Origin of the sequence: Lancefieldella rimae ATCC 49626 (assembly GCF_000174015.1) — a bacterium.
Classification (GTDB): Bacteria; Actinomycetota; Coriobacteriia; order Coriobacteriales; family Atopobiaceae; genus Lancefieldella; species Lancefieldella rimae.
The window spans coordinates 235,191-249,482 of record NZ_ACFE01000001.1; the positions used below are offsets into that span (position 1 = coordinate 235,191).

Consider the following 14,292-nt stretch of genomic DNA (forward strand, 5'->3'; position numbering starts at 1 on the left):
AATCTATATAACTCCATTAAAGTGAGAATTTTCCTGTTGGGCGTTCTTCTCGCCATCAAAATTGATTGTTTGCAATTCAACAACGTCAGTTGAAGGAGGAAGGGTGTGCACGTATACCCCAATACGAATGGCAGTTCTGCTCTCCCCTCCTATTTCAATTTCAGAAAAGGTGGGGGCACAAGAAATGTCATAGCCGGTTGGTATAAGAAACCCACGCGCAATAGCCACTGCCTTAATGGCTTGATTTACGGCACCGGCCCCAATACACTGCAGCGTAACAGGCTCCTGATCTTTAACCAAACCCGCAATGGCACCTGCAACCGAGGCGGGTGATGACTTGCTTGAGACTTTTAGTAATCCCATTCATACTCCTGCATACTACGTTTGAGCTTCATTCTTACAATAATCACAACTCACCACTATATCTACGCCGCTACTCATCTGAGCTTAGTCCAAATGTTACGACAATCTTGTCTTTTTTGACGGTAATCTTAGGTTCATCACTCATGAATACATAATATTTCTCAGAAAGATAGTTAAAATCCTTCTCCAACAGACGCGCAAATGCACTTTTATCCTGCTCTGATACTTTCAGGCTGCGCCTATCCTTATACAGATCGATTTGTTTTGCCGCAGATTTTTCCTGAGTGTGAAACAAACGAGAATAGCAGCTTCGAAGAGGTTTGATTTGTCCGGCCAAAATACGATGACAGGTACGCTCAGACAAATCAAATCCAAGTGATCTGCACACATCAGAGAGCTCCTGAACATCAGAGGCACCACGGAACCTCTCAAGTACGGGCAGCTCTGAGAGATCATCAACAAAAAGAAGATCGGAAGACGATACGGAAAGCCGAACTCGGCTGCGAGCGGTTGCGATAATTTCTGCCGGAGAACCAAGAAATATGTCACAGCTTCCCTTTGATTCCAGGGCAAATTCACAGCAGGTTCGAACGATATTATGAGGTCCTTTTATAACGGACTTTTCTCCGTCATCATCAACACCTACACGAGGCCAACTTGATTGATCGCTGCGCTCGGTGAGCTTTTCTGCATCAACGACCACTTTTATGGCAGATCCCAGACCCGGTGCGGAAGACTCAACTTTTGTATAGTCAGCATTCTCTCTGATGGAATACAGTGCCATACCACGGCCATGGACACCCCATCGATCCATATGCACGCTTTCAAGCTTGGATGTTACGCGGGCGTCAAATACTTTTTCTTGCATGTCTTTTGGTATTCCGGAACCATCATCCAGAATAATAAGTGAGCGAGTGTTTTGTTCACGAGTGGTCGCGACATATATGTGACGAGCTCCGGCATCGCGAGAATTGCGAAGCATTTCGATAACAATGTCTTCAACGCAACGGATATCATGCTTTGCCTGTCTGCGCTCGGCCTCAGCAACACGAAGACGAACGTACCCTGCACCAAGGTTTTCCTCAATGCGAAGTGCACGCTCGCCTCCCATAGAAGCAACAAAGTCCAAAAGCTGCGTTGTATCTGTCATGCGCTATTTAGCCACATCAACCGCACGGGACTCGCGAATGACAACCACGCGAACCTGACCGGGATATTCCATCTCGTCTTCAATCTGCTTGGCAATATCATGCGCAAGCACCGTAGCTTCGGCATCGGAGATCTTCTCGGGCTCTACCATAACGTGGAGTTCACGGCCTGCCTGCATTGCATAGGTACGCTCAACACCCGCATGTGCGTTGGAAATCTCCTCAAGTTTTTCAAGACGCTTGATGTAATTCTCCGCAGACTCACGACGGGCACCGGGACGTGCAGCCGAGATGGCATCGGCGGCCATTACCAAAACATCAAGTACCGTATTAGGCTCAATATCTGCATGGTGAGCCTGAATGGCATGAACGATATCAGGACGCTCTCCATGACGGCGTGCAAGTTCGGCGCCGATAACCGCGTGAGGACCCTCAACCTCATGATCTATTGCCTTGCCAAGATCGTGCAGGAGACCCGCGCGCTTTGCGGGGGCTGGATCCATGCCAAGCTCCTCGGCCATAATGCCACAAAGAACGGCTACTTGAACCGAGTGCGCCAATACGTTTTGCCCATATGAGGTACGGTAACGAAGCGCACCAAGCGTTCGTATAATTTCCGGATGAAGATCATGGATACCACAGTCAAACGCTGCCTGCTCTCCCGCTTCAATAACGCGCTCTTGTACAAGGCTCTCTGCCTTTTTATAAAGCTCCTCAATACGCGCTGGGTGAATTCTGCCATCCGCAATCAAATTCTCAAGAGCAACTCGAGCAGTCTCACGACGAACGGGATCAAAGCTTGATAGCACTACCGTCTCCGGCGTGTCATCAATAACAAGAGAAACACCAGAAACCTGCTCAAAGGTGCGAATATTTCGACCTTCTCGGCCAATGATTCGACCTTTTAAGTCATCCGAGGGAATGTGGACGGTAGTAACCGTGATCTCAGAAGCCTGATCTGCGGCAACACGCTGGATGGCAGTAGAAATAATCTCACGAGCGGTTTTATCCGCCTGGGTGCGAATTCGCTGCTCAGACTCACGTAAAACTTGTGCTTCATCACGAACACTCTCGGCACGAACACGCTCCATAAGCTCATCGTGAGCTTCATCTCGTGAAAGAGCGGCAATACGCTCAAGCTCTGTGGATTGCTGTGCAACAAGTGTATCCAGATCATTTTTCCGACGATCGAGCTGTCCTTGAAGGCTGGAGAGTTGGTGTTCCCGCTTATCAAGAGCATCATTTCTGTGATCGAGAGATTCTTCACGCTGCAAAATCCGATTTTCCATGCTCCGAAGCTCGCTCTTGCGCTTTTTTTCTTCCGCTTCAGCATTCTGCTTCAATTGCAGAACCTCTTCTTTTGCCGAAAGAATGGCTTCTTTCTTTATCGTTTCAGCCTGACGGCTTGCCTCAGAAGCAATGCGTTCAGCATTTGATTCGGCTTGCTTAAGCTGCTCATCAGCAGTTTTTAAGCGAGAATTACTTTTTCCGGCAAGAATGCCGTACGCAATGGCAGCGCCAACGACTAAACAGGCCACTCCTACGACTATAAGTGTTACTTCCATACTTACTCCTAAAATGGCAATTACAAAATGTTCAGGAGACTCTACTGGGATGCAGTAAATACATCAAAGTAAAGAACCCGCCACAAGAGGAGAAAACCACACACAAATACAGAACATTATGCTTGCTATACAAACTCTATAAAAGTGACGCCGGCAAACCGACGGGAAATGCTCATTCTCATGGCATTCTTAATCCTACTGAGTAGGTTGGCATTTGTCAATTAAAAGCAGGTAAACAGATGAATTTATAGCAAATAAACATACTAACCATTGATATGAACTACACGTCTCTTAACATCTGCCTTGCCACATCAGTGCAAATTCCCAAGGGATACCCCTTTGCTGCTAAAAATCGAACAATCTTTCCATAATCATTTTTACCCGTTAAACGCTTACGTTGTGCCAACATATGCGCGTGTTCGCGCTGGTTTTCCAAAGACAGATAGGTATCGGGCCAACCGTCAAGTAAGGTAGGTTCTATCCCTCTTTGCTTTAACTCACAGGAAATCTTGAGAGGACCCCACCCTTGTGAAACCTTTGATCGAACATAGAGGTCAGCGTATCGTTGATCATTAAGAAGGCCTACTTCAACGGCGCGTGCAACGGCTTTTTCAACAACGGGAATAAAAAAACCGTCCAAGCGTAACTTTTCTGAAAGCTCAAATGTTGAATAATCACGCCGTTGCAGCAGGGCCTCAATACGAACACGAACAAGATCTTTTTGTATAAGCGTAAGCCGTTGGAGGAACTCTGACCTTGAAACAGAATCAAGCTGAGATTCCTTATCAAGAGCGACCACCTTTTTTGCTACGCTTATAGGAACAAAAAGCTTCTCATCCCCATGTGTATCAGACGAAAGAAAAATTGTTGCACGAGGCTTTTTTCGATTGAATGTTGTCTTCTTTTTCTCGGGAAAAACAACACTCCACGTAAAATCTGCCACTATTGTGCAACCTCAGTCTCTGTTGGCATTACAGGCGAACCTACAGCAGTATCTTCATCTTCAATAAGGCCAACAGCCAAACGAACCTTATGGTCAATTTCTTCCATAAGCTGCGGATTTTCAAGAAGGAAGGTTTTTGCCGCTTCCCTTCCCTGACCAAGACGCTCTCCTTCATAGGTAAACCAAGAACCAGACTTGTTTACGATCTCTTCTTCAACGGCCATATCAAGAATGGAACCTTCTTTAGAGATGCCTTTGCCGTACATAATGTCAAACTCAGCCTGCTTAAAAGGTGGAGCCACCTTATTTTTAACAACCTTTACACGAACACGATTTCCTACAACATCACCATTGACTTTAATGCTATCAATGCGACGAATATCCATACGAACCGAAGAGAAAAACTTGAGTGCACGCCCTCCTGAGGTAGTTTCAGGATTACCAAACATGACGCCAATCTTCTCTCGAAGCTGATTGATGAATATACATGTTGTGTTTGATTTGGAAAGTGATCCTGCTAACTTACGAAGTGCTTGGCTCATAAGACGTGCTTGAAGGCCAACACTTGAGTCACCAATCTCACCCTCAATTTCCGCGCGAGGAACAAGAGCGGCAACGGAGTCTATTACCACAACATCAATGGCGCCGGAGCGAACCAGCATGTCGCAAATTTCAAGCGCTTGCTCTCCGGTATCAGGCTGGGATATAAGCACCTCGTCAATATCAACGCCAATACGTGCAGCATATCCTGGATCAAGTGCGTGCTCTGCGTCAATAAACGCAACAACACCACCAAGAGCCTGTGCTTCAGCAAGAATCTCAAGAGAAAGAGTGGTCTTACCTGAAGATTCAGGACCATAAATTTCAATAATTCGACCGCGTGGGACACCGCCGATCCCTAGAGCTGCATCTAATGCAATTGAACCTGTAGGGATAGATTGGATATCAAAGGAAGGGCCTCCGTCACCGAGCCTCATAATGGAGCCCTTGCCAAATTTCTTCTCTATTTCTGAGGTAGTTGTCTCAAGGACTTGGTCTCTTTCTTCACCGGTGGTACGAGGCTTGATTTCCCTGATAACCTGCTTTTTTACCATTGCTTCTCCTTGCACTTGAACTGTAAACATCCTATAGGAACAAGCGTTCTAAGTCAACACTTTATCGATGATTCTAGTGAAGCAATTTGTCTGATATTTGACGGTTATCTGACACAATTTTGACGCGTATTGCAAGAAGAGCACACATAAAAACATAAACCTGCTGGAAGACATCGTTGCTCTAAAAAATAGATTGTTGAAAAGCCGATCTATTGAGAATTTGAACTCTCCACAATTCCATCACGAAGAAGCTCAAGTGCATGAATTACCGCTTGAAGACGAACTTCATTACGGCTGCCTTCAAAGTGCATGACATGAGCACGAGTACCCAGAGGCGTTGAAAGACCGAACCATACCGTTCCAACGGGTTTTCCGGGTTCTGCTCCGCTTGGTCCCGCAATACCGGTTACAGAAACAGCTAAGGTGGTTCCCATAAGACGTTGCACGCCTAAAGCCATCTGACAAGCGCACGGTTCAGAAACGGCACCGAGTTGTGGGTCGTCAAATATCTCTTTTGAAACACCAAGTACCTTTTGTTTGATTGAAATGGCATAACTCACTACCGAGCCGAGAAGCACTTCAGAAGACCCCGGTACTGCGGTAAGAGCACCCGCAACAAGACCTCCCGTACACGACTCCGCCGACGCAACGCTCACATGAGCGTCAGTCGCCTCATGAACAACCAAAGTTGCAAGATTTACAACTTTTTCGTCAAGAATTTTTTCATCAAGCGCTGATGAGGCCATGAGCTTATTCTCCTTTGGCAATAACCGTCCACGACTTTATAAAGTAGTCGATACCGCTCCATGCCGTCAAAGCAACGGCAACCCACATAAGCGCCGAAAAAAGAAAACCGAGACCTTCCTGTATGGCTCCTGAGGGAATGACGGTCAAGAACAAAAGGCCACATATGGCAACCATCGTTGTTGCGGTTTTCCACTTCCCCAGATTTGATGCCGCTATCACGGTACCTTCCGAGGCAACAACCATACGTAGACCCGATACGAGAAATTCACGCGCCACAATTACCAGAAGAACCCACGGAGACACCATATGCCACTCAAGCAGTACAAAAAGTGCCACAACAACGGCGAGCTTATCGGCAATAGGATCAAGAAACTTTCCGAAAACCGTCACCTCATTTCTGCTGCGCGCAAGATAGCCATCGAGCTTATCGGTAAGAGAAATCACCACGTAGCTCAAAAACACCGCGAAAGCCCCTATGGACACACCGCCCTCAGCGGCAGCCGTGGCAACCGAGCGTCCCAGCAGTTGTGCGAGAAACAACCATACGGGTACCAGCACCACACGGGCACAGGTTACGATATTTGCCGGCGTCCACATTTTTTTAGACACGAGAAATCCCCCAATTACCTGTTCTTCTCGCCAACAATCTCACCAATAATTTCGTAGCAAAAAGAATCAACCAAATCGCAAAGAACAATATCGCCCACACGGGCCTCTCCATTGGCAATGTGTACCGCACCGTCGCAGTCCGGCGCCTGAAACCACGCATGTCCGATAAGTTCAAACCCCTCATCGGTATCCTCAATGCCGTCGATAATTACTTCGCACCGCTCCCCCACATGACGAGCAGTGCCCGCAAAACCAAGTTCTTCCACAAGGTCAATAAGTCGCTGCGTGCGCTCCATCTTTATCTCATCAGGAACTTGGTTGGGCATCGACGCCCCCGCCGTTCCCTCCTCCGGAGAATAGGTAAAGACCGAGGTGTAGTCAAATTCCTGCTCCTGAATAAAGTCGTAAAGCTCGTCCGACTCTTCTTCCGTCTCACCAGGAAAGCCGCACATGCCGGTTGTTCGAAGTACCATGCCAGGGATTTCACGGCGCAGACGATCAAAAAGACTACGCAGCTCAGGGGCAGAGCCCGAGCGACCCATACGTGCAAGAACACGTTCGCTGCAATGCTGAATGGGAATGTCAATATACGGCAGACACTCAGGGGTATCTCTGATGGTAGAGATAAGTTCATCGGTCATGCCTTCCGGTTGAAGATACAGCACGCGAACCCATCCGTTATACGGCCGCACAACCTGAGCAACTTGGCGCATAAGCCACGCAAGCGTAGGAACCTCGCCGGTGTTGGTCTCTGCAATATCATTTCCCCAAATACCGGTATCTTGTCCGATAAGGATGATTTCACGAACTCCTCCCTCCATGAGAGAAGAGACTTCCGACAAGATTTCATCTGCGGGGCGGGATTGATAATGACCTCGAATATACGGAATGGCACAAAATGCACAGAACCGATCGCAGCCATCAGATATCTTTACGTATGCGCTTGCTCCCTCAACAGTCCGAAGCATGCCATGCGCCGCAATAACAGATTGAGGCGTGCGTTCAATTCCCAGAACTTCAGACACCACTTCAACAATGCCGTCTTCTTCATCCGCTCGTACAAAAGCAGCAACCTCAGGAAGTTCCTCGGGAAGCTTTGATCCATACCGGGAAGGTACGCAGCCGCACATCACAATAGGAAGACTCCGAACACCGTGAGACGCTCCTTCTGCAATTTGAAGCGTAGTCTCAATGGATTCTTCAGTCGCCGAAGCCAAAAAAGAGCAGGTGTTAATCAGGACTATATCGGCCTCATTAGGTGTATCAACCTCAGAGAACCCTTGCGCAAAAAGCAAGGCCCTCATGCGGTCGGTATCTACCTCATTTTTTGCGCATCCCAAGGTAACAAAAAGGATGTTCTTCTTATCGATAGTTGGTGTATTGGAGGGGCTGACCATACTCCTGCTCCTTTAAAAATGCAATAACAGACTGGAGCGTATCGCGAGAAGCGCTTGTCACTCGCAACTTATTACCCTCAACGGTAGCTTTAGCCTTAACCTTCATATCACGAATATCTTTGGCAATACGCTTCGCCGTTTCTTGATCAATGCCCTGTACCAGCGCTCCCGTTTGCCGAACCGTAGAACCTGCAGCTGCGATGGGATCTTTCCAGCGCACGCTCTTCAGATCAATACCCCGCTTCACAAGCTTACTTCCCAAAACATCACGAACCTGTGCGGCGACAAAATCCGCCGGTGCCGTAATGGTAAACGTTCCTTCTTTTTTAGAAAGTTCAAGCGTTGCGCCGGAATCCTTTAGATCATAGCGTTGTGAAAGTTCTCGAACGGCCTGTTGATATGCATTGTCAACTTCCATCAAATCGACTTCAGACACAACATCAAAGCTGGACTCTTTAGCCATACATTCTCTCCTTGTATACAAGCGGTGAGAAGATCTTCTCGCCGCTGAAATTTATATCCCTTAGTTGCTTGACGAGCTTGACGATGAGGACGAAGTTGATGACGTCTTGGTACCCGTATTTGAGCTCCCTTGAGAGTTCTCGGATAACGTGGTTGTCTTGGACGACTCCGTACTTGTCGTTGAATTCGTAGTGTCTGAGGAGGTATCGTCCGTATCCGAACCCTTAATGGTCATGACGCCGACCCCTTGCGAATTAATCTCAAAGGCCTTTGTCTCTCCGTTAACCTTTACGGTAACCGCACCGGGAACACCCGATTGGATCTTCAATGTGCCCTTTACGGTAATCTTCTTTGACCATGGTCCGGTTACTTTGTCCGCCACGGTGTACGTACCGTCTTCATTTACCTCAAGCCAGCTCGCCTGTCCCTCAGGAACGCTGATTTCAACCTCTTTTGTATCTGTTTTGGTCTCCGTCGTTGTCTCAGGCTTCTTTGATTCAGAAGAATCCTTCTTGGTATCTGTCGTCTTATTGGTATCAGAAGCATTCGTTGAAGAAGTCTTCTCCTGCGTCTTGGACTCGCTATTTACGCTTACCGTACGTGAAGGAACCGGATTTGTTTTACTGGTAGTACACGTACGAACCGAGAAAATGATAATAAGCGTCAGAATAATGGCAAGCGCAATGACAATCGTAGCAATGGTCCGCGCGGGGTTAGAGAAAAACTCATCAAGAGCACCCAAAATACCACGACGACGAGGACGGCGCATCGTACGCGGTGACGATCCCGCCGGCTGACGGCGGCGAACATTTGGCCTGTCCACCCGTGCAATATTGCGAGAACCACGGCGACCTGAAATAGTGGATGCGCGCTCGTACGGAGCCGCCGGATCATCGTAGTGCAAATCGTCCACATATTCACTTGGTCCCACGCTTCTTGTACTTACATCAGAGCGAGAACCAAGCCTTGAACCACGAGACATCATGCGCGTTTGATCATAGGACGGCGGATATGAAGATGATTGTGTTTCACGAATCAAGCGAGAAGATCCCTCCGTTCCGGACACTCCCGCAATTCCCACACGACGCCGTGCGGCAACACCTCGTGTACGAGCCCGCGCCGAACTTTGCCTCTGAGAAGTATCAACCGAAGCATTATACGCATGACCAGTTGCGTATTCGGAAAACGAATACGCATTTGTCTCATTAGAAGAACTTGCTAAAGGAACACTTGATTGGCGTGAGCGCACACCTGAAGTGGTTGCAAAAGCACCCATATCACCTGCAGGACCGCCGGCCGTCGGAAGCAATCCATGATACTGTACATACGCTTTTGGACGAGACTCCGCCTCGTTCGGAATATCATAGCCCGAAATTCCACGACCCGACTGCGTATCGCGTGTCTTGCGTCGAAGCTCATGCGAATAGGTACCGTGTTCATGTTCAAAGACTTCCTCCTGAAAGAGGTCAACGACCTCTCGAGGATTGAGTCCAAGATAGCGGGCATACGAAGACAACATACCCTGCGCATAACCACTTTGAGGAATATTTTCAAAATCGCCTTCTTCAAAGGCAATAAGCGCCTGCTCTTTTAACTTCAGAGTCTTTGATGCCTGGGTAATTGAAATCCCAAGCTGGCGGCGGCGGGCAACAAGCATCTCACTAAAACGCGGGCGTGGCATGCTTACTCGACCTCCTTATAGGCTGCGTCCTGCACTTTCAACTCTTCAAGTGCATCTTTATCTATCAAAACTTCACGAGGCTTGGAGCCGTTAGCCGGACCAACAACTCCCTTTGCTTCAAGCATATCCATAATTCTACCAGCACGAGCATATCCCACAGAAAGAGCACGTTGCAAACTGGACGTCGATCCCAGCTGCGAGTCAACAATAATCCGAGCGGCCTCCCAAATCAGCGGGTCATCTTCGCGAGAAGCGCCTGCAGATGCACCGCCATCAACCTGGCTGGGCACTGCAACCGTCAGGATATTGTCGTGATACTCAGCAGTGCGTTGCTCGCGTATATACTTGACGGTTTGCTCGATCTCCTCGTCGGAAACCCAACATCCCTGCGCGCGTTTGGGCTTGCTTCCGCGAAGCTTCACCAGCATGTCACCGCGGCCAAGCAACTGCTCGGCACCTTTTTGATCCAAAATAATGCGTGAGTTGATGGAATTGTCAACGGAAAGCGCTACTCGGTTGTCGATATTGGCGCGGATAAGACCCGTGACAACATCTGCGGAAGGACGCTGCGTGGCAACGATTAAGTGGATACCGGCCGCACGACCAAGCTGCGCAATGCGGACAATGGAAGATTCCACGTCTTTGCCCGCAACCATCATAAGGTCGGCCAGCTCGTCGATGACAATTACAAAATACGGCATGTGCTTGGGAGGATTTTCCATGTCGGCATATTTGCCACCGTCAACGTTTCTGTTATACGTCTTAATTTCACGCACCTTATAGTGCTCAAACACCTTGAGGCGGCGCTCCATCTCAGTGACTCCCCACTGAAGCGCGCTTGCAGCCTGGCGGGGCTCGGTTACCACAGGAACATACAAGTGAGGAAGGCCGGCATAACCGGTAAACTCAACGCGCTTTGGGTCTACCATAATAAGGCGTACCTGTTCCGGTGTGGTACGCATCAACATCGACATCACAATGGCATTCAAAAGCACCGACTTACCCGAGCCTGTGGTACCTGCCACCAACAAGTGAGGGAGGCTTGCCAAATCAACCACGATAGGCTTGCCTTCGGAATCGCGGCCAAATGCACATTCAAGAGGGCCACCTTTTGCATAAGGGAGCACGTCCGCAAGGTTAACCGCCTGTGATTTTTCATTGGGTATCTCAATACCCACAAGCGATGTCCCCGGAATAGGAGCAAAGATACGTACCGATTTTGCCGCCAGAGAAAGAGCGATGTCATCCTCAAGATTTGTTATCTTGTTGACCCTCTCTCCCTCACCCATTGAGATTTTAAACGTGGTAACCGAAGGGCCGGACACCCAACCAACGACCTGACTGGAAAGACCAAATTCCTCCAGTGTTGATTGGAGACGCTGTGCAGTAGCCTCAAGTTCGTCTTGGGAGACGGCTGACTTCCCCGAGTTGGCATTTGTCTTTAAAAGCGAGAAGGGCGGAAGCTCATAGGTGCTGTCGTCATCGCCGGGCCTTTTAAGCGCATCGGGGTTTGCAAGAAAATCCGGAACGTCATGTTTCTGCTTACGAGATCCGGGCTTTTTCCTCGTCTTCTCAGACGTCTGTGTATCCAAGGAACCCGAATCGTTTTTTTCCGCGTGGGTGTCCTGTGCGAGAAGCGTTGTTTTCGCCTTATCTAAAAGACTCGTAGGAGCATCTCCTGCATCCTCACGCGCCTCATCTTCTTCAAATTTTTGCGCACGACGGCGCAAAACACTGGTCTTTCGATCCCCAATGAAGGTGGTTTTGCCTTCTCCCGTCTCATCAAAAAGCGACGGTCGGCGAGAGTCCTTGCGCCCCCTCTTGTTTTGAGGAGCAGCGTCTCCTTCATCCCACGAAGTCTCTTCCTGCTTGGCCAGACGCTCTTCTTTGCGCAGACGATGCTCTTCTCGCAAATCATCAAGGTGTCCTGAGGCGCGCATGACCATGTCAGAAATTGAGAAGCCACAAACAACGATGCCCGCAATAAGCACGCCGCACAAAAAAATGTTTCCCACAATACGTCCAAGCAACTGTAAGAGCAACAGCGCTATGCCGCCTCCTACATAGCCTCCGGCAGCTTCAAGGTTGGCGGCATACAACAAACTCTGCGGATTTGCTTCTGCTCCGGGAAAGTTTAGAGAAATCAGTGCAAGAGCAGCCAGCACGTCAAGAACCAGTCCCGTTGCAATGCGTGTGGAAATGGATCCTTCATTTCGCATAAAGAAGGTCATGGCAATCACAAAAAGCGCAATGGGAAAAAGAGGCGCACCGGTACCAAAGCACAACCTGAGGGCATGGCCCGTCGCATGTGTCACCACGGCAGAAGTAGGCACCAGTACCGAGACAAACAGTGCTATGGCAAGCACCGCAAGAACAACGCCGATAATATCGTTCTGAACAGGTGTAAGACCCTTGGAAAGAGTAGAACGATCTGAACGGGTTCCTCGTTTTGCTGCATTTGAGCTACGTTTAGCGGGCATTCGGCTTAGACCTCCATAACAACCGGAATGACCATTGGACGAGTATGTGTTTTAGTCCAAAGGAAATTGGAGAGAGAATTTCTGATGTTTTTACGCATTGCTTCAGGATTGGAACCTTCAGACTTAGAGAATTTATCCACTTGCGTGCGGACTAAATTCTGGGCACCGTCCATGAGTTCGTCGTCCGTGGCAAACGAGACACCTCGACCGGACACCTCGACCACACCTGCCCTTCTGCTGCGACCTACAAGGGTTACCACAACCGTAACAATGCCGTCTTGGGCAAGACGCTGGCGATCGCGCAGTACCACGGGATTGGATTCAGTTACCGACAGACCGTCCACAAAGACAACGCCGGACTCAACGGACTTTCCGCGCTTTATCTTTCCCGAACGCATCTCAAGCGAGTCTCCGTTATCCAAAATGAAGATGTGCTTATCGGGGATGCCCATCTGTTTTGCAAGCTCCGCATGAGCGCGAAGGTGTACGGCCTCTCCGTGTACCGGCATAAAGTTCTTCGGGCGCGCCATACCCAAAACAAGCTTGAGCTCTTCTTGGCTACCGTGACCGGAAACATGAACGAGCGTTTTTGACTTGTCGTAGATGGCACAGCCTATTTTGGAAAGCGAATTGATAATGGACTGCACGCTTTTCTCGTTACCCGGAACCGGCGTTGCGGAAATAATCACGGTATCTTGCGGACGGATGGTCAGCGATTTATGCTCGCCGTTGGCCATACGGGCAAGCGCCGAAAGCGGCTCTCCCTGTGAGCCCGTACATAAGACAACAATGCGATCATCCGCAAGTTTATCAACATCGTATGCATCGACAATGTTCTTGTCGGAAATGTTGAGGTACCCAAGATCGCGCGCCACCTTGGTGTTGGTAATCATGGAACGTCCCGTTACCACCACCTTGCGACCTACCGCAACGGAAGCATCACATACCTGCTGCAACCGGTGAATATGAGACGAGAAGGACGCCACAAAGACACGGCCCTTTGCGTTTTTAATAATATGTCTCAGTGCAGGGCCTACCGCAGCCTCGGATGGTGTAAAGCCGGGACGATTTGCATTGGTGGAATCGGAGAGCAAAAGGTCAAGGCCTTCTGAAGCAAATTTGGTAATGGCAGCATAGTTGGGACGCACACCGTCAATGGGTGTTTGGTCGAGCTTAAAGTCTCCCGTATGCATCAAAGAACCCGCAGGCGTTTTCATATGCACACCAAACGCAGCCGGAATAGAGTGAGTCATCGAGAAAAACGTGACGTCAAATGCACCAAAATGAATGTTTGAGCCGTCGTTGACCTCGCAGAGCTTTACACCGGTTATGGAATGCTCCGACAGCTTACCTTCAATAAAGCCCAAAGAAAGCTTACTGGAATAAATAGGAACTTTGCGGGTCAAATCCATCAAAAGGTATGGCAAGGCTCCAATGTGGTCTTCATGACCATGGGTAATCAAGATAGCGCGCAGCTTGTGCTCGTTTTCCAGAACATACGTATAGTCGGGAAGCACGAGGTCAATGCCCGGCTGCTCGTCATCGGGAAACATAAGGCCGGCATCGATAAGAACCATATCATTGCCGTACTCAAAGACGGTCATGTTTTTACCAATGCCGTCTAAACCACCCATAGGAATAATCTTTAAGGGTGTTTCTCTTTTTGGCATTAAGAACAAATCCTTTCGTAGAGCAGATTTCTCTGCTTGTGGAACTATTTTTTGGCGAGAAGCACTTCTCACCTATCGTCTATGCTAAACGTACAGCTAGTGTTTATTATATTTTAAAACTCGTACAAAAGTT

Annotated in this window: 12 protein-coding genes; all 12 read right to left on the bottom strand. The window is 48.8% G+C overall.

The window, feature by feature from the left end; genetic code table 11:
* Positions 1–3 precede the first annotated feature (3 nt).
* The 12 genes from ATORI0001_RS01140 to ATORI0001_RS01195 all read right to left on the bottom strand — a co-directional run bounded on the left by ATORI0001_RS01140 (position 4) and on the right by ATORI0001_RS01195 (position 14,159).
* Positions 4–363: a stage V sporulation protein S gene (locus tag ATORI0001_RS01140; RefSeq protein ID WP_003148453.1), complete on the bottom strand. Its 360-nt coding sequence runs from the start codon at positions 361–363 to the stop codon at positions 4–6.
* Between the two features lie 70 nt (positions 364–433).
* Complete coding sequence (locus ATORI0001_RS01145; protein WP_003148321.1) at positions 434–1,513, bottom strand: ATP-binding protein; 1,080 nt, start codon at positions 1,511–1,513, stop codon at positions 434–436.
* Positions 1,514–1,516: 3 nt separating this feature from the next.
* Positions 1,517–3,076: a ribonuclease Y gene (gene rny / locus ATORI0001_RS01150; RefSeq protein WP_003148561.1), complete on the bottom strand. Its 1,560-nt coding sequence runs from the start codon at positions 3,074–3,076 to the stop codon at positions 1,517–1,519.
* Positions 3,077–3,356: 280 nt separating this feature from the next.
* Positions 3,357–4,019 carry a regulatory protein RecX gene (locus tag ATORI0001_RS01155; RefSeq protein ID WP_003148507.1) on the bottom strand — a complete coding sequence of 221 codons (663 nt, stop codon included), beginning with the start codon at positions 4,017–4,019 and terminating at the stop codon, positions 3,357–3,359.
* Positions 4,019–5,113, bottom strand: coding sequence for a recombinase RecA (gene recA, locus ATORI0001_RS01160; RefSeq protein WP_003148789.1), 1,095 nt, complete (start codon positions 5,111–5,113; stop codon positions 4,019–4,021). Before recA ends, ATORI0001_RS01155 begins: the two co-directional genes overlap by 1 nt.
* A 209-nt stretch (positions 5,114–5,322) precedes the next feature.
* Entirely contained in the window at positions 5,323–5,859 is a 537-nt protein-coding gene (locus tag ATORI0001_RS01165; protein WP_003148728.1) for a CinA family protein, read from the bottom strand.
* A gap of 4 nt (positions 5,860–5,863) precedes the next feature.
* A complete protein-coding gene (gene pgsA / locus ATORI0001_RS01170) occupies positions 5,864–6,469 on the bottom strand; it encodes a CDP-diacylglycerol--glycerol-3-phosphate 3-phosphatidyltransferase (RefSeq protein WP_003148576.1) in 606 nt (201 codons plus the stop codon).
* A 14-nt stretch (positions 6,470–6,483) separates the two neighbouring features.
* Positions 6,484–7,866, bottom strand: a complete 1,383-nt coding sequence (gene rimO / locus ATORI0001_RS01175; protein ID WP_003148714.1) for a 30S ribosomal protein S12 methylthiotransferase RimO — start codon at positions 7,864–7,866, stop codon at positions 6,484–6,486.
* Positions 7,832–8,329: a YajQ family cyclic di-GMP-binding protein gene (locus ATORI0001_RS01180; RefSeq protein ID WP_003148799.1), complete on the bottom strand. Its 498-nt coding sequence runs from the start codon at positions 8,327–8,329 to the stop codon at positions 7,832–7,834. Before ATORI0001_RS01180 ends, rimO begins: the two co-directional genes overlap by 35 nt.
* 60 nt (positions 8,330–8,389) lie before the next feature.
* Positions 8,390–10,009 carry a helix-turn-helix domain-containing protein gene (locus tag ATORI0001_RS01185; RefSeq protein WP_003148473.1) on the bottom strand — a complete coding sequence of 540 codons (1,620 nt, stop codon included), beginning with the start codon at positions 10,007–10,009 and terminating at the stop codon, positions 8,390–8,392.
* Positions 10,010–10,011: 2 nt separating this feature from the next.
* Positions 10,012–12,489 carry an FtsK/SpoIIIE family DNA translocase gene (locus tag ATORI0001_RS01190; RefSeq protein WP_003148599.1) on the bottom strand — a complete coding sequence of 826 codons (2,478 nt, stop codon included), beginning with the start codon at positions 12,487–12,489 and terminating at the stop codon, positions 10,012–10,014.
* A gap of 5 nt (positions 12,490–12,494) precedes the next feature.
* Positions 12,495–14,159 carry a ribonuclease J gene (locus ATORI0001_RS01195; RefSeq protein WP_003148334.1) on the bottom strand — a complete coding sequence of 555 codons (1,665 nt, stop codon included), beginning with the start codon at positions 14,157–14,159 and terminating at the stop codon, positions 12,495–12,497.
* Positions 14,160–14,292: the final 133 nt, after the last annotated feature.